This window comes from Sphingomonas crocodyli (assembly GCF_004005865.1).
GTDB classification, from domain to species: domain Bacteria; phylum Pseudomonadota; class Alphaproteobacteria; order Sphingomonadales; family Sphingomonadaceae; genus Rhizorhabdus; species Rhizorhabdus crocodyli.
The window spans coordinates 112,565-131,389 of sequence record NZ_SACN01000001.1 but is presented as its reverse complement, the minus strand read 5'-3'; the positions used below and the strand labels follow the sequence as shown (position 1 = coordinate 131,389).

Below are 18,825 nucleotides of genomic sequence, written 5' to 3'. Positions count from 1 at the left end.
TTTCCTATAGGAAACTTTCGCGAGACTTAGCCCCGCCGGAAGATAAACTCATGGTCGCGCCATGCGCCGACCGGGAACTCATATTCGCCGACCTTGGAAAAGCCGCGCTTGGCATAGACGGCCTGCGCCTTGAGGTTGCCCGACCAGACGCCCAGCCAGATCGGCCCCGGCCGCGTCTCGCCCAGATGATTGAGGGTGAGGTCGAGCAACTGGCCGCCCAGTCCCAGCCCCTGCGCCGATTTGAGCGCGTAGAGCTGGTAGAGTTCGCCATGCCCTTCGCGAACGTCCGGGTGCGGCAGCTTGGAGGGGCCGACCTGCGCATAAGCGATCAGCGTTCCATCGCGTTCGGCGACCCAGGTCGCGCGGCCGGGATCGGCGATCTCGCGCGCGACCACCGCCGGATCGTAGCTATCGCGCTCGAAGATCGCGAGGTCGGCGGGCGGATAGGGGATGGCGAAACCGTCGGTCAGGAAGGTCTGGCGAAAGGTTTCGAGCTTGAGCGCGGCGAGCGCGGGCGCATCTTCCGGCCGGGCGGCGCGGATCATGCGAGCAGCTCGGCGATCGGGGCGATCAGCGACGGATCGCCCGCCGCGATGACATGGCCGGCGCTGTCGCGATCGAGGTCGCGGCCCTGCCAGTCGGTCATCCGCCCGCCCGCGCCTTCGACTACCGGGACCAAAGCCGCAAAGTCGTAAAGCTTGAGGCCCGACTCGATCACGGCGTCCAGATGGCCCGACGCGACCAGCCCGTAATTGTGGCAGTCGCCGCCCCACAAAACATCGCGCGCGGCGGCGCCCAGTTTCTGGAAGTGAGCGAGATCGTCGCCGGGGAAGGCGGCGGGGGATGTGGTGCCGAGATGCGCGTCGGCCACGCCCGAACAGGCGCGGGTTTTGGCGGGTTCGCCGTTGAACAGCGTCGCGCGGCCCTTCGCGCCCAGCCAACGATCGCCGATGATCGGCTGATCGATCACGCCCAGCACCGGCTTTCCATCCTCGATCAGCGCGATCAGCGTGCCGAACAAAGGCCTGCCGGCGACGAAGGCGCGCGTGCCGTCGATCGGATCGAGTACCCAGACACGGTTCGCGCCGCCATTCTTGTCGCCATATTCCTCGCCGATGATGCCGTCCTCGGCGCGCTCGGCGTCGAGGATGCGGCGCATCGCGGCTTCGGATGCGCGATCGGCCTCGGTGACGGGGGACGCATCCTCCTTGGTCTCGCGGATGAAGCGGCGGCGGAAAAAGGGGCGGATCGCGTCCCCCGCCGCGTCGGCGAGGCGGAGGGCGAGGGCGATGTCGGCGTCGGTCATGCCGCCCTCATCCCCGCACTGGGCGACGGTTGCAAGTCACAGCACGCGATAGGGCACCACGTCGCGCGTGTCGGCGTCCACCGCGATGCCGCGATCGGCGGGGGGGAAGGCGCGTTGGTCGCATTGCTCGCGGGGGCACAGGCGGCACGAGACGCCGATCGGGGTGGCGGCGCCTGCATTGCCGACGTCGAGCGCGTCGGCATAGATGAAGTCGCGCGCATGATCGGCTTCGCAGCCCAGCGCCACCGCGTAACGGCGCGGCGACCGCGTAAAACTGCCCGATGGTTTCACCAGCCCCTTGGCCATCGAGACGTAGCGCACGCCATCGGGCATTTCGGCCAGCTGGACGAGAATGCGATCGGGGATCGCGACCGCCTCATGCACGATCCACAAGGGGCAGGCGCCGCCGAAGCGCGCGAATTGCAGGCGCGTGGCCGAATGGCGCTTGGTGATGTTGCCCGCCATGTCGACCCGGCAGAAGAAGAAGGGCACGCCGCGCGCGCCGGGGCGCTGGAGGTTCGAGAGCCGGTGGCACGCCTGCTCGAAACTGACCCCGAACAGCCGGCACAGCCGATCGATATCGTGCCGCACCGCCAGCGCCTGCTCGCGGAAGCGACCATAGGGCATCAGCAGCGCGCCCGCCGCATAGTTGGCGAGGCCGACCGACAGTAGGGTGTGCGCCTCGGCCGATCGCAGCCGCGCCTGTCCGGCGACTTCGCCGATCGCCTCACGGAATTCGAGCAAGGCCAGCTGGTGCGCCAGCATGAAGCGGCGCGTCTCAGGCGGCAGCGCGGCGCCGATCGTCAGCAGCCCCCGCGCGCGATCGAAGCGGCGCATCGATCCGCTCTCATCGGTGCCGGACAATATGTCGACGCCGTGGCGGCTGCGCAGGACGTGCGCGATCAGCGCCTCGGGCAGCGGCTGGGCATCGAGTTCGAGCGCCAGCGCCTCGGCCGCGCGGTCGAGCGCGTCGACATAATTGCCCGCCTCGTGAAACCAGTCGCGAACCTCCTCCCACGGCAGGCGATCGTCGCCGGGAACGCCGCTGGCGATCCGATCGTCGACATGGTGGAGCCGTTCGTCGGCGCGGCGCCACGCCTGATGGAGCCGCACGAATCGGTCGGCGAGTGCGGGCTGCTGCTCGACCGCGCGATGCAGTTGATCGGGCGAAAGCAGCGGATCGGCGAACAGCGGATCGGCGAGGGCGGCACGCAGGTCGATCAGCCGCCGGTCGTCGGGATCGCTGCCGGCATCCCATTCGGGGAAGGCGCGGGCCAGCGCCTCGGCGACTTTGGGCGTTACCGGCCGATCGTCATTCTCCAATTGCGACAAATAGCTGACCGACAGATCGAGCCGCGCGGCCATCGCCGCCTGCCCCAGCCCCGAACGGCGGCGCAGCGCGCGGATATCGCCCCCGGCGAAGCGGCGAGGTTTCCTCATCGATCCCCCAGCCTCGTCATTGCGAGGAGCCGAAGGCGACGCGGCAATCCAGGCCCGAATGTGAGTGGGTCGCGAGCCTCTCCAGTGCGGGCCTGGATTGCTTCGCTCCGCTCGCAATGACGAGGGAGGGAGAGGTGCTTGCGCCCACTTTGCAAAATGTCCTTCGCAATTTCACAAGTTCACATTTGCATGTTCGGGCGAAGATTGGAAAGAGGCAGACTTCCGGATTCCCGTGGAGACAGCCCGACATGCTCGCCATCCTGCAGAAACTCGAGGACAAGCGCGCCGCCGCCCGGCTGGGTGGTGGCGAAAAGCGCATCGAGGCGCAGCACAAGAAGGGCAAGCTGACTGCCCGCGAACGTCTCGAAGTGCTGCTCGATGCCGACAGCTTCGAAGAGCTCGACATGTATGTCGAGCACAACTGCACCGACTTCGGCATGGAGCAGGAGCATATTCCGGGCGACGGCGTCGTCACCGGATCGGGCACCGTCAACGGCCGCCTCGTCTTCGTCTTCAGCCAGGACTTCACCGTCTATGGCGGTGCGCTTTCGGAGCGGCACGCGCAGAAGATCTGCAAGGTCATGGACATGGCGATGAAGGTCGGCGCGCCCGTGATCGGCCTCAACGATTCGGGCGGCGCCCGCATCCAGGAAGGCGTCGCATCGCTCGGCGGCTATGCCGAAGTGTTCCAGCGCAACATCCTGGCCTCGGGCGTGATCCCGCAGATCAGCCTGATCATGGGCCCGTGCGCGGGCGGCGCGGTCTATTCGCCGGCGATGACCGACTTCATCTTCATGGTGAAGGATTCGTCCTTCATGTTCGTCACCGGCCCCGACGTGGTGAAGACCGTCACCAACGAGGTCGTGACCCAGGAGGAACTGGGCGGCGCTTCGGCGCACACCACCAAGTCGGGCGTGGCCGATCTGGCGTTCGAGAACGATATCGAGGCGCTGCTGGCGACCCGCGACTTCATCGATCTGCTGCCCTCGTCGAACCGGCATGACCTGCCGACCCGGCCGACCGACGATCCGTGGGATCGTCTCGACCCGAGCCTCGACACGCTGATCCCGGACAGCGCGAACAAGCCCTATGACATGAAGGAGCTGATCACGAAGGTCGTCGACGAAGGCGATTTCTTCGAGGTTCAGCCGACCCACGCGCCCAACATCGTCTGCGGCTTCGGCCGGATCGAAGGTTCGCCGGTGGGCATCATCGCCAATCAGCCGATGGCGCTGGCGGGCGTGCTCGACATCAATTCGTCGAAGAAGGCGGCGCGCTTCGTCCGCTTCTGCGACGCGTTCGAAATCCCGATCGTCACCTTCGTCGACGTGCCCGGCTTCCTGCCCGGCACCGCGCAGGAACATAGCGGCATCATCAAGCATGGCGCCAAGCTGCTGTTCGCTTATGGTGAGGCGACCGTGCCGAAGATCACCGTCATCACGCGCAAGGCCTATGGCGGCGCCTATGACGTCATGTCGTCGAAGCATCTTCGCGGCGACCTCAACTATGCCTGGCCGACCGCCGAAATCGCGGTGATGGGCGCGAAGGGCGCGGTCGAGATCATCTTCCGCAAGGAAGCCGGCGACCCCGAAAAGATCGCCGCGCGTACCAAGGAATATGAAGACCGCTTCGCCAACCCGTTCGTCGCGGCGTCGAAGGGCTTCATCGACGAAGTGATCATGCCGCACTCGACCCGCAAGCGCATCGCGCTGGGCCTCCGCAAGCTCAAGAACAAGAGTTTGGAGAACCCCTGGAAGAAGCACGACAACATTCCGCTTTAAGAGGCTGCGATGTGGTGGTTCTGGACGCTGTTTATGTGTTTCTGGATCGCCTCGGTCAGTGCGTGGGCGGCATATATTTGGCGGTCAGCCCACCGCATCGAGCAGCGGGGCTGGTGGAGTAACGGCGTCGGTACGACGATCCAAAGGGATGACGGAACTGCTTCGTTTCGCTTGTTGCTGATCGGATATCGGGCGTTTGGTTTAATCGTCGCAATTGCGGCAATCTTGGGGGTGATCGGGATGATCATTCGGATAGCGCAGGCACTATGAAACTCGGCCGCCTGAACCATATCGGCGTTGCGACCCCCTCGCTGGAGGCGAGCATCGCTTATTATCGCGACGTGATGGGCGCGACGAAGATCCACGAGCCGTTCGACATGCCTTCGAACGGGGTGAAGGTCTGCTTCGTCGATACGCCGGGCGAGAATGGCACCGCGGGCACGCAGATCGAACTGATCGAGCCGCTTGGGGCGGACAGCCCCATCCACGGGTTCATCGCCAAGAACCCGGCGGGCGGGCAGCATCATATGTGCTATGAGGTGCCCGACATTCACGAAGCCCGCACATGGTTCGAAGGGCTCGGCAAGAAGGTGCTGGGCGACACCCGCATCGGGGCGCACGGCACTTTGATCTTCTTTGTCCACCCCAAGGACATGAACGGGGTGCTGACCGAGATCATGGAGACCCCGAAGGAGGGGGCTGCGCACTGATGAGCTACGAGACGATCAAGCTCGACCTGACCGACGGCGTCGCCACGCTGACGCTCAACCGTCCCGATCGGCTGAACGCGCTGACCCCGCATCTGTTCGACGAGGCGACCGCCGCGATCGACGGCGCGATCGCGGCCGGCGCGCGCGCTCTGGTCATCACGGGCGAAGGCCGCGCCTTCTGCTCGGGCGCCGATCTGCAGGCGCGCGGCGATGCCGGGCTGCCGTCGGACCTCGGGCTGATCGTCGACGAAGCTTATAATCCCTTCGCCAAGAAGATTGCCGGCCTCGACATACCGGTCATCACCGCGATCAACGGCATTGCGGCGGGCGCGGGCGCGTCGATCGCGCTCTCGGGCGACATCAGCGTGATGGCGCGATCGGCCTATGTGCTGCTCGCCTTCGTCAATATCGGCCTCGTCCCCGATGCCGGCGCCACCTGGTTCGTCGCCAAGGGCGCGGGCCGGGTGAAGGCGCTCGAAATGGCGCTGCTGGGCGAAAAACTGTTCGCCGAGGATGCTAAGGAAGCGGGCCTGATCACCCGCGTCGTCGATGACGAGAAGGTGCTGGAAGAAGCGCAAGCGATCGCCGCGAAGCTCGCGCGCGGGCCGACGATCGCGATCGGCATGATCCGCAAGCAGGTCGCTTTGGCGCTGAACTCGTCGCTCTCCGAAAACCTCCAGATCGAGCGCGATAATCAGAGCGCCGCCGGCAAGACTGCCGATTTCGCCGAGGCCGTGAAGGCGTTCGGCGAGAAGCGTCCCCCCCAGTTCGAAGGCCGTTGAGCATGAGTGAGAAGCCCACCCTCGACCAGTGGTCCGCCGCCGCCTCCAAGGAGGTGAAGGGCAAGGATCTGACCTGGAACACGCCCGAGGGGATCGCGGTCAAGCCGCTCTACACCGCCGAAGATCTGGAGGGCTGGGATGCCGGCCTGCCCGGTTTCGCGCCCTTCACGCGCGGAGTGAAGGCGTCGATGTATGCGGGGCGTCCGTGGACGATCCGCCAATATGCCGGCTTCTCGACCGCCGAAGCGTCTAACGCTTTCTATCATCGCAACCTGAAGGCGGGCCAGAAGGGCCTGTCGGTCGCCTTCGATCTCGCGACCCATCGCGGTTACGATTCGGACCATCCGCGCGTCACCGGCGACGTCGGCAAGGCGGGCGTCGCGATCGACACGATCGACGACATGAAGATCCTGTTCGACGGCATTCCGCTCGATCAGATGTCGGTTTCGATGACGATGAACGGCGCGGTGATCCCGATCCTCGCCTTCTTCATCGTCGCGGGTGAGGAGCAGGGCGTCGATCGCAAGCTGCTCGACGGGACCATCCAGAACGACATCCTCAAGGAGTTCATGGTCCGCAACACCTATATCTACCCGCCCGAGCCGAGCATGCGGATCATCTCGGACATCTTCGGCTATACGTCGCGTGAGATGCCGAAGTTCAACAGCATCTCGATCTCCGGCTATCACATGCAGGAAGCCGGCGCGACGCAGGTGCAGGAGCTGGCGTTCACGATCGCCGACGGCGCCGAATATGTGAAATACGGCGTGGCGAGCGGCCTCGACATCGACAAGTTCGCCGGGCGCCTCTCCTTCTTCTTCGCGATCGGCATGAACTTCTTCATGGAAGTCGCCAAGCTGCGCGCCGCGCGCGTGCTGTGGCACCGTGTGATGACGAAGCTGGGCGCGAAGGACGAGCGCAGCAAGATGCTGCGCACGCACTGCCAGACGTCGGGCGTCTCGTTGACCGAGAAGGATCCGTACAACAACGTCATGCGCACCACGATCGAGGCGATGGCGGCGATGCTGGGCGGCACCCAGTCGCTCCACACCAACGCACTCGACGAAGCCATCGCGCTGCCGACCGACTTCTCCGCCCGCATCGCGCGCAATACGCAGCTGGTGATCCAGGAGGAGACCGGCATGTGCAATGTCGTCGATCCGCTGGGCGGCTCTTATTATGTCGAGAGCCTGACCAAGCAGCTCGTCGATGCGGCGTGGGAGATCATCGAGAAGGTCGAGGCCGAAGGCGGCATGGCGAAGGCCGTGGCGGCGGGCTGGCCCAAGGCGATGATCGAGGAAGCGTCGGCCGCCAAGGCCGCGCGCGTCGACCGCGTCGAAGAGGTCGTCGTCGGCGTGAACAAGTACGCCAAGGACAAGGAAGATCCGATCGACATCCTCGATGTCGATAACGTCGCGGTGCGCGAGGCGCAGATCGCGCGGATCAACAAGGTCAAGGCGGGCCGTGACGAAGCCGCGTGTCAGGTCGCGCTCGATGCGCTGCGCGAAGGCGCGAAGGGCAAGGGCAACCTCCTCGAACTCGCCGTCGAATGCGCCCGCAAGCGTGCGACCCTCGGCGAAATCTCGCTGGCGATGGAGGACGTGTTCGGCCGTCACGGCACCTTCCCGACCCCGGTGAAGGGCATTTACGGCGGCGCCTATGGCGAGGATGCGAAGTGGCAGGGTCTGGTGGACGGCGTGTCCTCGATCGAGCGTCGCATGGGCCGCAAGCCCAAGATGCTCGTCGCGAAGATGGGCCAGGACGGGCATGATCGCGGCGCGAACCTCGTCTCCTCGGCCTTCGGCGATCTCGGCTTCGATGTCGTCGCCGGGCCGCTGTTCCAGACGCCGAAGGAAGCCGCCGATCTCGCGATCAAGGCCGATGTCGACGTGGTCGGCGCGTCGTCGCTTGCCGCGGGCCACAAGACGCTGATTCCAGAGCTGATCGGCTATCTGCGCGATGCCGGGCGCAGCGACATCAAGGTGATCGCCGGCGGCGTCATCCCCGCGCAGGATTATCAGGTTCTGCGCGACGCAGGCGTGCAGGCGATCTTCGGGCCGGGCACCAATCTGGTCCACGCCGCGACCGAGGTGCTACAGCTGTTGGGTCACAACCAACCGCCGATCGACGAGGCCGCCGAATAATGACTGCACCTACCATCCGCAACGACTGGACCCGCGACGAGATCGCGGCCCTGTTCGACCTGCCGTTCAACGACCTGCTGTTCGATGCGCAGACCGTCCACCGCGCGAACTTCCCGCGCAACGAGGTCCAGCTGTCGACCCTGCTGTCGATCAAGACCGGCGGCTGTGTCGAGGACTGCGGTTATTGCAACCAGTCGACCCATGCCGAAACGGGCCTCAAGGCCACCAAGATGATGGATGTGCGCGCCGTGCTGCAGGCCGCGGCCCAGGCCAAGGACGGCGGATCGTCGCGCTTCTGCATGGGCGCCGCCTGGCGTGAGCCCAAGGATCGCGACATGCCCGCCATCATCGAAATGGTGAAGGGCGTGCGCCAGATGGGCATGGAAACCTGCATGACGCTGGGGATGCTCACCGACAAGCAGGTCGGCCAGCTCGCCGATGCGGGCCTCGATTATTACAACCACAATATCGATACCTCGCCCGAAAATTACACGAACGTCATCACGACGCGCAGCTTCGAGGATCGCGTCCAGACGCTGGAGCGCGTGCGCGAGGCGGGGATCAACGTCTGTTCGGGCGGGATCGTCGGCATGGGCGAGACGCGATCGGATCGCGTCGGCTTCCTCCATGCGCTCGCGACGATGGAGCATCCCGAAAGCGTGCCGATCAACGCGCTGGTGCCGGTGAAGGGCACGGTGCTGGGCGACATGCTGGCCGATACGCCGCTCGCCAAGATCGACGAGATCGAGTTTGTCCGCACCGTCGCGGTCGCCCGCATCCTGATGCCCGCATCGATGGTGCGCCTGTCGGCGGGCCGTGAGAGCATGAGCGAGGCGTGTCAGGCGCTGTGCTTCATGGCGGGCGCCAACTCGATCTTCACCGGCGACAAGCTGCTCACCACGAACAATGCCGGCGACGACAAGGACGCCGCTCTGTTCGCGAAGCTGGGCGTCGTGCCGATGGCCGCTGCCGAGCAGCAGCCGTCGCCATGCGCCATCGCCGCCGAATAACCGAACGCTGACCAGACGACCTGAAGGGGCCAAGATGTTCAAGAAGATCCTGATCGCCAATCGCGGCGAGATCGCCTGCCGCGTCATCAAGACCGCGAAGAAGATGGGGATCGCGACCGTCGCGGTCTATTCGGATGCCGATGCGCGCGCGCCGCACGTTCAGATGGCTGACGAAGCCGTCCATATCGGCGCCTCGCCCGCGTCCGAGAGCTATCTGATCGCCGACAAGATCATCGCCGCCTGCAAGGCGACCGGGGCCGAGGCGGTTCATCCGGGCTACGGCTTCCTGTCGGAGCGGACGAGCTTCGCCGAGGCGCTGGAAGCGGCCGGCATCGCCTTTGTCGGCCCGCCGGTGAACGCGATCGCCGCGATGGGCGACAAGATCGAATCGAAGAAGCTCGCCAAGGCGGCGGGCGTCAACGTCGTCCCCGGCTTCGTCGGCGAGATCGAGGATACCGAGCACGCGGTCCGCATCTCGAACGACATCGGCTATCCGGTGATGATGAAGGCGTCGGCCGGCGGCGGCGGCAAGGGCATGCGCCTCGCCTATAACGAGAAGGACGTCCGCGAGAATTTCGAGAGCGTGAAGCGCGAGGGGCTGAACAGCTTCGGCGACGACCGCGTCTTCATCGAAAAATTCATCCTCAACCCGCGCCACATCGAGATCCAGATTCTGGGCGATAAGCACGGCAACACGCTGTATCTGAACGAGCGCGAATGCTCGATTCAGCGCCGCCACCAGAAGGTGGTCGAGGAGGCGCCGTCGCCCTTCGTCACCCCCAAGATGCGCAAGGCGATGGGCGAGCAGTGTGTCGCGCTGGCCAAGGCCGTCGGCTATTACAGCGCGGGCACGGTCGAGCTGATCGTCTCGGGCGCGGATGAGACCGGCGAAAGCTTCTATTTCCTTGAGATGAACACCCGCCTGCAGGTGGAGCATCCCGTCACCGAACTCATCACCGGGGTCGACCTGGTCGAACAGATGATCCGCGTCGCTTATGGCGAGAAGCTGGCGATGACGCAGGCCGATGTCGGTATCAACGGCTGGGCGATCGAGAATCGCGTCTATGCCGAGGATCCCTATCGCGGCTTCCTGCCGTCGACGGGGCGCCTGGTCCGCTATCGTCCGCCGGCCGAGGTCGATCATGTCCGCGTCGATGACGGCGTGTACGAGGGCAGCGAAATCTCGATGTTCTACGATCCGATGATCGCAAAGCTGATCACCTGGGGCGAGACGCGCGAGGAAGCGACCGCACGGCAGGTGACCGCGCTCGACCGCTTCGAACTCGACGGCATCGGCCATAATATCGATTTCCTGTCGGCGATCATGCAGCACCCGCGCTTCGCCTCGGGCAATCTGACCACCGGCTTCATTGCGGAGGAATATCCCGAAGGCTTCACCGGCGCGCCGGCCGACGCCGCGCTCACGCGCCAGCTTTCGGCGGTGGCGGGCGTGCTGGCCAGCGTCGATGCGGGCCGCGCCGCGCAGATCGACGGTCGCCTCAACGGCCCCGCCGAGCCGCCGTCCGACTGGGTCGTGACGATGGACGGTGCGGAGCATCGCGTGTCGATCGCCGATGCGGCGGTGACGGTGGATGGCGAGGCGGTCGTCGTCGACGTCGCTTATGTGCCGGGTCAGAAGCTGGTCGAGGCGGTCGTCGACGGTGAAGGCCTGTCGATCCGGGTCGAGCGCAAGCGCACCGGCTGGCGTTTCACGGCGCGCGGCGCGAGCCACAATCTGCGTGTGCTCACCCCGCGCGTCGCCGATCTGGCGCATTACATGATCGAAAAGATCCCGCCCGATCTGTCGAAGTTCCTGCTCTGCCCGATGCCGGGCCTGATCACCGCGATCAACGTCGGCGAAGGCGACAAGGTCGAGGCCGGTCAGCCGCTGGCAGTGGTCGAAGCGATGAAGATGGAAAACATCCTGCGCGCCGAAAAGGCGGGCGTGGTGAAGTCCGTTTCGGCCAAGGCGGGCGAAAGCCTCGCGGTCGATGCGGTGATCCTCGAATTCGAATGATCGCCATCCACCTAAGCGGATCAAACTAAACCGAATGTATGAGGGGGCGGGTTCATTTCCCGCCCCCTTTTTAACGGACCCTTAGGGCTGTCGCGTTACATCTCCCCCCGAACGGGCCGGACGGCCTGAACAGGGGACGGAGAGTAAGATGGCGAAGATGTGGGTTCGTGGCGCGGTATTGGCTCTGGTTTGCGCAGCCTCCGCGCCTGCCTTCGCGGCGCCTTCGCCCGAATGGACCGGCAAGGTCCGCCAGCTGCTCGCCTCCAAGCAGGATTATCCGCGCGCTGCGCAGGTTCGCGGCGACGAAGGCACCGCCAAGCTCAAGATCGATGTCGCTGCCGACGGTTCGCTTGCCGGCGTCGCGCTCGTGCAGCCGACGGGTTCGGCCACGCTCGACAAGGAAGCCCTCGCCGTCGCGCGCAAGGTCGGTGCCTTCCCGCCGCCGCCCGGTGGAGCCGCTTCGGTCGTCGTGCCGCTCACTTGGAAGATGATGTGAGCCTCAACACAACCAAATGATGATCTGACGCGTTAATCCCGGCGCTTACCCGATCTTAACCGATCGGGTGCAGGTTCGTTTCGGTGGCGTGTCGCGTCGGCATATTTGCTTTGATTTGGGGAGTTTCCCGATGAAGTTCGTTCTTCCCGTTCTGCTCCTTGGTGTCGCGATCGGCGCGGGTGCCGCCAATGCGTCGGCCCCGGCATGGAGCGACAAGGTCCGCGCCGCGCTGGCGCAGCAGGAAGCCGCGGCTGTCGAGGCGAAGGCGAAGCCCGCCCCGTCGTCGAACGCGGTCGTGCTGACGATCGGCGCGAACGGCACGCTCACCGCGGTGGCCCCGACCAAGGCGGCGGATCGCGCCGAGGCGGAGGCCAAGCCGGTCAACCCGACGAGCGGCCTCTAAATCTATTCCAGATCGGTCCCGAACGCCGTGGCTGCGCCGAGCAGCCCGGGGTCGGGATGAACCGCAAGGCGGATGGGGAATTGGCCCATCCGCTTTTCGAACCGGCCCTTGGCGCGAAAGCGTTCGTTGAACAAAGGGCCCGCAATCCGATCCTTGATGCGATTGGATAGCCCCCCGGTCAGCACCACCGCATTGGCGCCGTGCGCGAGCGCCAGATCGCCCGCGACCGACCCCAAAATCATGATGAAGCGATCGAGCGCGCTGGCCGCCAGCCGATTGGTCCCGTCGATCGCCGCCTGCCACAGCACGGGATCCTCGACCGGCACGATCGCCACCCCTTCGGTCGCCGCCAGCGATTCGTAGATGTTGGACAGGCCGGGGCCGGATGCGATCCGCTCGGTCGATACACGGCGATAGCGCGTGCGCAGCCGCTGCAGCAGCCGTTCCTCGACCGGATCGAGCGGCGCGAAATCCAGATGCCCTCCCTCGGTCGGCAAGACGGCGGCGCGGCCGTCACGGCGCAGCAACTGCGCGACGCCCAGGCCCGTGCCCGGCCCGATCACGCTGGTCACGCCTTCGTCGGGCAGGTCGCCCGGCGGGCCGCCGATATAGACGAGTTCGTCGTCCTTCAGCACGCTGACCGCCGCGGCCATCGCCGCGAAATCGTTCATCAGGTGGACCTTGTCGACGCCCAGATCGGCGGCGATCGTCTTCGGCCGGATCGTCCAGCTGCTGTTGGTGAAACGGATCAGCTCGCCCTCGACTGGCCCCGCTATCGCGATGCTCGCGGCGGGCGGCAGATCGCAGCCGCAGTCTTTGGCGAAGGCGGCCCAGGCGGCGGGCAGATCGGGATAGTCGGCAGTCTTGTACTTGCGCGCCTCCTCCATGCGGGGGCGGCCGCCGGGCTCGACCTCGGCCAGCGCGAAGCGGGCGTGGGTTCCCCCCAGATCGACCGCGACGAGCTTCATCTCAGAGTCCCGCCAGCGCCAGCATCGCCGAACCGCCCGCCTCGGCGCTGTCGGCCCCCGCGCGCATGAAGGCGAAAAGTTCGCGGCCCGTGCCGATCTGCGGCGGCGGGGGCATCGCATCTTCGCGCGCGGCCCATTCGCCTGCATCGACCAACGCCTCGATCGCGCCGGTTTCGGCGCACAGGCGAACGATGTCGCCGTCGCGCAGCTTGGCGATCGGGCCGCCAGCCAGCGCCTCCGGCGTCAGGTGGATCGCGGCGGGCACCTTGCCCGACGCGCCCGACATGCGCCCGTCGGTGACCAAAGCGACCTTGTGCCCGCGATCCTGCAACACGCCCAGCGCCGGGGTCAGCTTGTGAAGTTCGGGCATGCCGTTGGCGCGCGGCCCCTGGAAGCGGACGACGACCACAACGTCGCGATCGAGTTCGCCCGCCTTGAACGCGGCGTTGACCTGATCCTGATCGTCGAAGCAGCGGGCCGGCGCCTCGATCGTCCAACGGCTCTGATCGACCGCGCTCGTCTTGAAGGTGCCGCGTCCCAGATTGCCGCGGACGAGCCGCATGCCGCCATCGGGCTGGAACGGATCGCTCGCCGGGCGCAGCATATCGGTGTCGCGCGAGGGGGAGGGGGCGTCGGTCCACGCCAGCGCCTCGCCATCCAGCGCGACCTCCTTCGCATAATCGCCCATGCCGCCCTTCGCGACGGTCATCAGATCGCCGTGCATCAGCCCGGCATCCATCAGCGTGTCGATCACGAAGGCCATGCCGCCGGCCACGTGGAAGTGGTTCGTGTCGCCCGCGCCGTTCGGATAGACGCGCGCGATCAGCGGCACGACGGCGGAGAGGCGGTCGATATCCTCCCAATCGATCACGATCCCGGCCGCGCGCGCGATCGCGGGGATGTGGATCGCATGGTTGGTCGATCCGCCCGTCGCGAGCAGGCCGATCACCGCATTCACGATCGCCTTCTCGTCGATGCACAGCCCCAGCGGGCGATAATCCTCCCCATCCCAGCCGATCTCGGCAAGGCGGTGGACGGCGGCGCGGGTCAATTCCTGGCGCAACTTGGTGCCCGGATTGACGAAGGCCGCGCCGGGGATGTGGAGGCCCATCATCTCCATCATCATCTGGTTCGAATTGGCGGTGCCATAGAAGGTGCAGGTGCCCGCGCCGTGATAGCTCGCGGCTTCGGCCTCCAGCAGCTCCTCACGCCCCACCTTGCCCTCGGCATAAAGCTGACGGACGCGCACCTTCTCCTTGTTGGCGAGGCCGGATGGCATCGGCCCAGCGGGGATCAGGATCGTCGGCAGATGGCCGAAGCGCAAAGCGCCGATCAGCAGGCCGGGGACGATCTTGTCGCAAATGCCCAGCAGGGCTGCGCCCTCGAACATGCCGTGGCTCAAGGCGACGGCGGTCGAGAGCGCGATCGTATCGCGGCTGAACAGCGACAATTCCATGCCGCGCTGCCCCTGCGTCACCCCATCGCACATGGCGGGGACGCCGCCCGCCACCTGCGCCGTCACACCGATTTCGCGGGCGAAGACCTTCATCTGTTCGGGGTAGCGGCCATAAGGCTGATGCGCCGACAGCATGTCATTGAAGGCGGTGACGATGCCGATATTCATGGCGGTGCCGCCACGGATCGCGGCCTTGTCGTCCCCCGATGCCGCGAATCCGTGGGCGAGATTGCCGCATGACAGGTTCGGGCGATCAACCCCGGTATCGCGTTCGCGCGCGATCAGATCGAGATAGGCGCTGCGCGTCGGCGCCGACCGCGCGACGATGCGGGCGGTGACGGCTTCGACCTCGACGTGCAGCGCCATGTTCCTCGTCTCCCGTTCAGGCCGCCCAGTGGATGTCGATCGCCTGCTCGGCATCGGCCAGCACGCGGCCGATCGGCAGCTTCGACGAATGGCCGTCCTCGATCGCCTTCTCCAGCAGCGCGCGCTTCTCGTCGCCGGTCAGCACGATCGTGATCGCGCGGGCGGACAGGATCGCAGCCTTGGTCAGCGTCACGCGCGCGACGGCTGCGTCCTTCGGCATCGGATCGGGCATCACGCCCACCATCCGCCGCGCCTTGGGGGCGTCGAGCGCCTCCTGCAGATCCGGCCCGTCGAAGATCGACGCGGTGTGGCCGTCAGCGCCCATGCCCAGCCAGACCAGATCGGGCGGCCAGTGGAGATCCTGCAGCCGCGCGTCGGCGGCCTTGCCGGCCATGTGATGATCGGCAGCCTTGTCGGTCGTCACCGGCAGGACGCGCGCGCCCTTGGGCAGGAAGATCTTGGCGAGCATCGCGGTGTTCGACAGCGCGTCGGTCAACGGCACCAGGCGATCGTCGGTCGGGATGATCGTGACGTTCTTCCAGTTGATCTTCGCCTTGGCCAGCTTCTCATAGATCGGCAGCGGGGTCTTGCCGCCCGGCAGCGCGATCAGCGCCTGCCCGCGCGCGTCGAGCGCGCTTTCGATGATGAAGCCGACATCGCCGGCCACAGCCTCGGCGAACTCATCGGCATCGTCATAATCCCACCATTCGGCTTCAATCATGTTCTCGTCTTTCAGTCGTGCCAGGTAACGCCATCCCGCTCGGTAAGCGCGATGGCAGCAGATGGGCCCCATGTACCGGCGGTATAGGGGCGGGGTTTCATGGCGTTGGCGGACCAGCCGTCGCGGATCGCATCGACCCACTCCCACTGCGCCTCCACCTCGTCACGGCGGACGAACAGGGTCTGATCGCCTTCGACCAGATCGAGCAGCAGCCGCTCATAGGCGATCCGGCGGTGGCTGTCGGCAAAAGCATTCGGCATGGCGATGTCGAGCGGCACTTCGCGCAATTTGATCCCGTCGCGGTCCAGCCCCGGCACCTTGGACATGAGCAGCAGGCGGACATTTTCGTCGGGCTGCAAACGGATGACCAGCTTGTTGGGTTGCAACACCGCGCCGCGCGCTTCGAAGATTGAATGCGGCACCTGCTTGAACTGGATGAAGATTTCGGACTGGCGGCTGGGCAGGCGCTTGCCGGTGCGCAGGTAGAAGGGGACGCCCTTCCACCGCCAATTGTCGATGTTCGCCTTGATCGCGACGAAGGTTTCGGTGTCGGACGGCTTGCCCAGTTCCTCGGCATAGCCGGGCACCGCGCCGCCCGCGACCGCGCCGGCGCTATACTGGCCGATCACCGTCATCTTGTCGGCGTTGGTCCGGTCGATCCGGCGCAGCGATCGCAGCACCTTCACCTTTTCATCGCGGATCGATGTCGAATCGAAATGGGCGGGCGGCTCCATTGCGACGAGCGCGAGCAGCTGGAGCATGTGGTTCTGCACCATGTCGCGAATCGCGCCGGCGCCGTCATAGAAGCCGACCCGGCCTTCCAGACCCACCGTTTCGGATACGGTGATCTGGACATGATCGATCCCGCCTTCCTTCCACAGCGGCTCGAACAGCGAATTGGCGAAGCGCAGGGCCAGCAGGTTCTGGACGGTTTCCTTGCCCAGATAATGGTCGATGCGGAAAATCCGATCCTCGGGGAAGACGGCGGCGACCGCGTCGTTGATCTCGCGGCTCGACGCCATGTCGTAGCCCAGCGGCTTTTCGAGGCCGATCCGCACCCCGTCCCCCGCAAGCCCCGCCGAGGCGAGGCCGTCGATCGTGGCCTCGAACAAGGAAGGCGCGGTAGAAAGGAAGATGGAAAGACCCTTGTCGGTCGATCCGACGACGTCGGTCAGCGCCTTGAAATCGCCCTCCTTCGACGCATCGACCGGCACATAGCGCAGCCGGGCGAGGAAGGTGCCGAGCGCGGCCTCCGCGCAGCGTTCGGCGGGCACATATTTACGCAAGGCGGCCTCGGCGAAGGCGCGGAAGCCGGCATCGTCATGGCCCGACCGTGCGGTTGCGACGATCAGCAGATCGGCCGGCAGCAGTCCGTCGGCGTCGAGCCCGTAGAGCGAGGGCAGCAGCATGCGCTGCGACAGATCGCCGGTCGCGCCGAACAACAGGAGTTTGCCGCTGGGTGTGCGCACCATCGTCTGAAAGTCTCCCTGCCCGGAACCGCGCGACTCTAGGGAAAGCCGCGCCCTTCGGGTAGCCGTCTGCGCCAGAAATGTTTCGGGGGCGTGCGCGCTGGCCCCAAAAGCACCGTTCGTGTCGAGCGAAGTCGAGACACGGCAACACCCGCCCAGCCAACGTGTCTCGACTTCGCTCGACACGAACGGATGGGGGCTTGGCTTGCTCTTCGGGCGTCTCCCGGCTATGGCCCCCGCCGGCTCTTTCCACTCACATCGTGAATCCAGGTGAACCCATGAAGATCAGCGGCGTGGACATTCGTCCCGGCAACATCATCGAATATGAAGGCGGCATCTGGCGCGCTGTGAAGATCCAGCACACCCAGCCCGGCAAGGGCGGGGCCTATATGCAGGTCGAACTGAAGAATCTGCGCGACGGCCGCAAGAACAATGTGCGCTTCCGTTCGGCCGAAACGGTCGAGCGCGTTCGCCTGGACACCAAGGATTTCCAGTTCCTGTTCGCGGACGGCGAAACGCTGACCTTCATGGACAAGGACAATTACGACCAGATCACGCTGCCGCGCGACCTGCTCGGCGACGCCGCGGCCTTCCTGCAGGACGGCATGGACGTGGTGATGGAGCTTTACGACGAAGAGCCGATCAACGTGCAGCTGCCCGATCAGGTCGAGGCCGTGATCGTCGAGGCCGATGCCGTCGTGAAGGGGCAGACCGCCTCGTCCAGCTACAAGCCGGCTCTGCTCGACAACGGCGTGCGCGTCATGGTTCCCCCGCATATCTCGTCGGGCACCAAGATCGTCGTCGACGTTTACAGCCAGGAATATGTCCGCCGCGCGGATTGATCTTTTCTAACCCCTCCCCTTCATCGGGAGGGGAGGAGTTTTGAATATGGTTGCCCATTCCGGCCTCATCACCGTCATGGACCGCGCCGCGCGCAAGGCGGCGCCGCGCCTGCGTCGCGACTTCAACGAGGTGCAGCAGCTCCAGGTGAGCCGCAAGGGGCCGGCCGACTTCGTGTCGATGGCCGACAAGCGCGCCGAACAGACCCTCTATGAGGAGCTGAAGAAGGCGCGGCCCGACTGGGGCTTCGTGATGGAAGAGGGCGGCGAGATCGAGGGCGATCCCACCAAGCCGCGCTGGATCATCGATCCGCTCGACGGCACCAGCAACTTCCTGCACGGCATCCCGCACTTCGCGATCTCGATCGCGGTCGAGGAGCCGCGCGCGGGCAAGGACCGTGGCGAGATCACGCAGGCGCTGGTCTATCAGCCGCTGACCGACGAGAGCTTCTGGGCCGAGAAGGGCCGTGGCACCTGGCTGCAGGATCGCCGCCTGCGCGTGTCGGCGCGGCGCGAGCTTTCGGAGTCGCTGGTCGCCACCGGCATTCCCTTCATGGGGCATGGCAATTTCAAGCAGTGGACGTCGATCTTCGCATCGGTCGCCCCGGAAGTCGCGGGTATCCGCCGCTTCGGTGCGGCGTCGCTCGATCTCGCCTGGGTCGCGGCGGGGCGTTTCGATGCCTTCTGGGAATCGGATCTCAAGATCTGGGACGTGGCGGCCGGTATCCTGCTGGTGAAGGAGGCGGGCGGCTTCGTGTCCGATTTCCGCGGCGGCGATCGCTTCCATGAGCGCAACGAATATCTCGTGACCAACGAGGGGCTTGCCACGCGCATGAACAAGCTGGTCGCGCAGGGCCTGAAGGGCGCCTGACGGGGCGTCGTTTCCGTACGGCGGCGTGCTGCCTGACGGAAACGGA

Annotated in this window: 18 protein-coding genes; 11 read left to right on the top strand and 7 right to left on the bottom strand. The window is 65.8% G+C overall.

What is annotated here, in order from left to right; genetic code table 11:
* Positions 1 to 26: 26 nt before the first annotated feature.
* The 3 genes from EOD43_RS00640 to EOD43_RS00630 are packed head-to-tail and all read right to left on the bottom strand — an operon-like array spanning position 27 to position 2,746.
* Entirely contained in the window at positions 27 to 545 is a 519-nt protein-coding gene (locus EOD43_RS00640; RefSeq protein ID WP_127740116.1) for a GNAT family N-acetyltransferase, read from the bottom strand.
* Positions 542 to 1,306 (bottom strand): histidinol-phosphatase, encoded by a 765-nt coding sequence (gene hisN, locus EOD43_RS00635; RefSeq protein WP_127740114.1) that lies wholly within the window; start codon positions 1,304 to 1,306, stop codon positions 542 to 544. The genes EOD43_RS00640 and hisN overlap by 4 nt, the downstream gene beginning before the upstream one ends.
* A gap of 36 nt (positions 1,307 to 1,342) precedes the next feature.
* Complete coding sequence (locus EOD43_RS00630) at positions 1,343 to 2,746, bottom strand: helix-turn-helix domain-containing protein (RefSeq protein WP_127740112.1); 1,404 nt, start codon at positions 2,744 to 2,746, stop codon at positions 1,343 to 1,345.
* A gap of 248 nt (positions 2,747 to 2,994) precedes the next feature.
* Between EOD43_RS00630 and EOD43_RS00625 the strand changes: the two genes are divergently transcribed.
* From EOD43_RS00625 to EOD43_RS00585, 9 genes are all read left to right on the top strand, one after another.
* Positions 2,995 to 4,527 (top strand): acyl-CoA carboxylase subunit beta, encoded by a 1,533-nt coding sequence (locus tag EOD43_RS00625; protein ID WP_127740110.1) that lies wholly within the window; start codon positions 2,995 to 2,997, stop codon positions 4,525 to 4,527.
* A gap of 9 nt (positions 4,528 to 4,536) precedes the next feature.
* The gene (locus tag EOD43_RS00620) at positions 4,537 to 4,797 is read left to right on the top strand and encodes a hypothetical protein (protein WP_127740108.1); all 261 of its coding nucleotides are present in this window, start codon (positions 4,537 to 4,539) and stop codon (positions 4,795 to 4,797) included.
* The gene (mce, locus tag EOD43_RS00615; RefSeq protein ID WP_127740106.1) at positions 4,794 to 5,237 is read left to right on the top strand and encodes a methylmalonyl-CoA epimerase; all 444 of its coding nucleotides are present in this window, start codon (positions 4,794 to 4,796) and stop codon (positions 5,235 to 5,237) included. Before EOD43_RS00620 ends, mce begins: the two co-directional genes overlap by 4 nt.
* Positions 5,237 to 6,019, top strand: coding sequence for an enoyl-CoA hydratase-related protein (locus EOD43_RS00610; protein WP_127740104.1), 783 nt, complete (start codon positions 5,237 to 5,239; stop codon positions 6,017 to 6,019). The genes mce and EOD43_RS00610 overlap by 1 nt, the downstream gene beginning before the upstream one ends.
* A 2-nt stretch (positions 6,020 to 6,021) precedes the next feature.
* Complete coding sequence (gene scpA, locus EOD43_RS00605) at positions 6,022 to 8,163, top strand: methylmalonyl-CoA mutase (RefSeq protein ID WP_127740102.1); 2,142 nt, start codon at positions 6,022 to 6,024, stop codon at positions 8,161 to 8,163.
* Complete coding sequence (gene bioB / locus EOD43_RS00600; protein ID WP_127740099.1) at positions 8,163 to 9,173, top strand: biotin synthase BioB; 1,011 nt, start codon at positions 8,163 to 8,165, stop codon at positions 9,171 to 9,173. Before scpA ends, bioB begins: the two co-directional genes overlap by 1 nt.
* A gap of 34 nt (positions 9,174 to 9,207) precedes the next feature.
* Positions 9,208 to 11,190 carry an acetyl-CoA carboxylase biotin carboxylase subunit gene (locus EOD43_RS00595; RefSeq protein WP_127740097.1) on the top strand — a complete coding sequence of 661 codons (1,983 nt, stop codon included), beginning with the start codon at positions 9,208 to 9,210 and terminating at the stop codon, positions 11,188 to 11,190.
* A 148-nt stretch (positions 11,191 to 11,338) separates the two neighbouring features.
* On the top strand, positions 11,339 to 11,686 hold the full coding sequence (locus tag EOD43_RS00590) for an energy transducer TonB family protein (protein WP_127740095.1): 348 nt from the start codon (positions 11,339 to 11,341) through the stop codon (positions 11,684 to 11,686).
* Between the two features lie 130 nt (positions 11,687 to 11,816).
* On the top strand, positions 11,817 to 12,089 hold the full coding sequence (locus EOD43_RS00585; protein ID WP_127740093.1) for a hypothetical protein: 273 nt from the start codon (positions 11,817 to 11,819) through the stop codon (positions 12,087 to 12,089).
* A gap of 2 nt (positions 12,090 to 12,091) precedes the next feature.
* Here EOD43_RS00585 and glk read toward each other — a convergent pair whose 3' ends face one another.
* Genes glk through zwf form a run of 4 tightly spaced genes read right to left on the bottom strand, consistent with a single transcriptional unit; the run spans position 12,092 to position 17,072 of the window.
* Positions 12,092 to 13,057, bottom strand: a complete 966-nt coding sequence (glk, locus tag EOD43_RS00580; protein ID WP_127740091.1) for a glucokinase — start codon at positions 13,055 to 13,057, stop codon at positions 12,092 to 12,094.
* Between the two features lies 1 nt (position 13,058).
* A complete protein-coding gene (edd, locus tag EOD43_RS00575; RefSeq protein ID WP_127740089.1) occupies positions 13,059 to 14,879 on the bottom strand; it encodes a phosphogluconate dehydratase in 1,821 nt (606 codons plus the stop codon).
* A 16-nt stretch (positions 14,880 to 14,895) separates the two neighbouring features.
* Positions 14,896 to 15,600: a 6-phosphogluconolactonase gene (pgl, locus tag EOD43_RS00570; protein ID WP_127740087.1), complete on the bottom strand. Its 705-nt coding sequence runs from the start codon at positions 15,598 to 15,600 to the stop codon at positions 14,896 to 14,898.
* 11 nt (positions 15,601 to 15,611) lie between these two features.
* A complete protein-coding gene (gene zwf / locus EOD43_RS00565; protein ID WP_127740085.1) occupies positions 15,612 to 17,072 on the bottom strand; it encodes a glucose-6-phosphate dehydrogenase in 1,461 nt (486 codons plus the stop codon).
* Between the two features lie 275 nt (positions 17,073 to 17,347).
* On the opposite strand from zwf, the gene efp reads away from it, so the two are divergent.
* Both efp and EOD43_RS00555 read left to right on the top strand, forming a co-directional pair.
* Positions 17,348 to 17,911 (top strand): elongation factor P, encoded by a 564-nt coding sequence (gene efp, locus EOD43_RS00560; protein WP_127740083.1) that lies wholly within the window; start codon positions 17,348 to 17,350, stop codon positions 17,909 to 17,911.
* A gap of 46 nt (positions 17,912 to 17,957) precedes the next feature.
* Positions 17,958 to 18,779: an inositol monophosphatase family protein gene (locus EOD43_RS00555; protein WP_127740081.1), complete on the top strand. Its 822-nt coding sequence runs from the start codon at positions 17,958 to 17,960 to the stop codon at positions 18,777 to 18,779.
* Positions 18,780 to 18,825: the final 46 nt, after the last annotated feature.

Bases quoted from the DNA above. Each gene is read 5' to 3' on its own strand.
- EOD43_RS00640 (WP_127740116.1), bottom strand. From the start codon at position 545: ATGATCCGCGCCGCCCGGCCGGAAGATGCGCCCGCGCTCGCCGCGCTC.
- hisN (WP_127740114.1), bottom strand. From the start codon at position 1,306: ATGACCGACGCCGACATCGCCCTCGCCCTCCGCCTCGCCGACGCGGCG.
- EOD43_RS00630 (WP_127740112.1), bottom strand. From the start codon at position 2,746: ATGAGGAAACCTCGCCGCTTCGCCGGGGGCGATATCCGCGCGCTGCGC.
- EOD43_RS00625 (WP_127740110.1), top strand. From the start codon at position 2,995: ATGCTCGCCATCCTGCAGAAACTCGAGGACAAGCGCGCCGCCGCCCGG.
- EOD43_RS00620 (WP_127740108.1), top strand. From the start codon at position 4,537: ATGTGGTGGTTCTGGACGCTGTTTATGTGTTTCTGGATCGCCTCGGTC.
- mce (WP_127740106.1), top strand. From the start codon at position 4,794: ATGAAACTCGGCCGCCTGAACCATATCGGCGTTGCGACCCCCTCGCTG.
- EOD43_RS00610 (WP_127740104.1), top strand. From the start codon at position 5,237: ATGAGCTACGAGACGATCAAGCTCGACCTGACCGACGGCGTCGCCACG.
- scpA (WP_127740102.1), top strand. From the start codon at position 6,022: ATGAGTGAGAAGCCCACCCTCGACCAGTGGTCCGCCGCCGCCTCCAAG.
- bioB (WP_127740099.1), top strand. From the start codon at position 8,163: ATGACTGCACCTACCATCCGCAACGACTGGACCCGCGACGAGATCGCG.
- EOD43_RS00595 (WP_127740097.1), top strand. From the start codon at position 9,208: ATGTTCAAGAAGATCCTGATCGCCAATCGCGGCGAGATCGCCTGCCGC.
- EOD43_RS00590 (WP_127740095.1), top strand. From the start codon at position 11,339: ATGGCGAAGATGTGGGTTCGTGGCGCGGTATTGGCTCTGGTTTGCGCA.
- EOD43_RS00585 (WP_127740093.1), top strand. From the start codon at position 11,817: ATGAAGTTCGTTCTTCCCGTTCTGCTCCTTGGTGTCGCGATCGGCGCG.
- glk (WP_127740091.1), bottom strand. From the start codon at position 13,057: ATGAAGCTCGTCGCGGTCGATCTGGGGGGAACCCACGCCCGCTTCGCG.
- edd (WP_127740089.1), bottom strand. From the start codon at position 14,879: ATGGCGCTGCACGTCGAGGTCGAAGCCGTCACCGCCCGCATCGTCGCG.
- pgl (WP_127740087.1), bottom strand. From the start codon at position 15,600: ATGATTGAAGCCGAATGGTGGGATTATGACGATGCCGATGAGTTCGCC.
- zwf (WP_127740085.1), bottom strand. From the start codon at position 17,072: ATGGTGCGCACACCCAGCGGCAAACTCCTGTTGTTCGGCGCGACCGGC.
- efp (WP_127740083.1), top strand. From the start codon at position 17,348: ATGAAGATCAGCGGCGTGGACATTCGTCCCGGCAACATCATCGAATAT.
- EOD43_RS00555 (WP_127740081.1), top strand. From the start codon at position 17,958: ATGGTTGCCCATTCCGGCCTCATCACCGTCATGGACCGCGCCGCGCGC.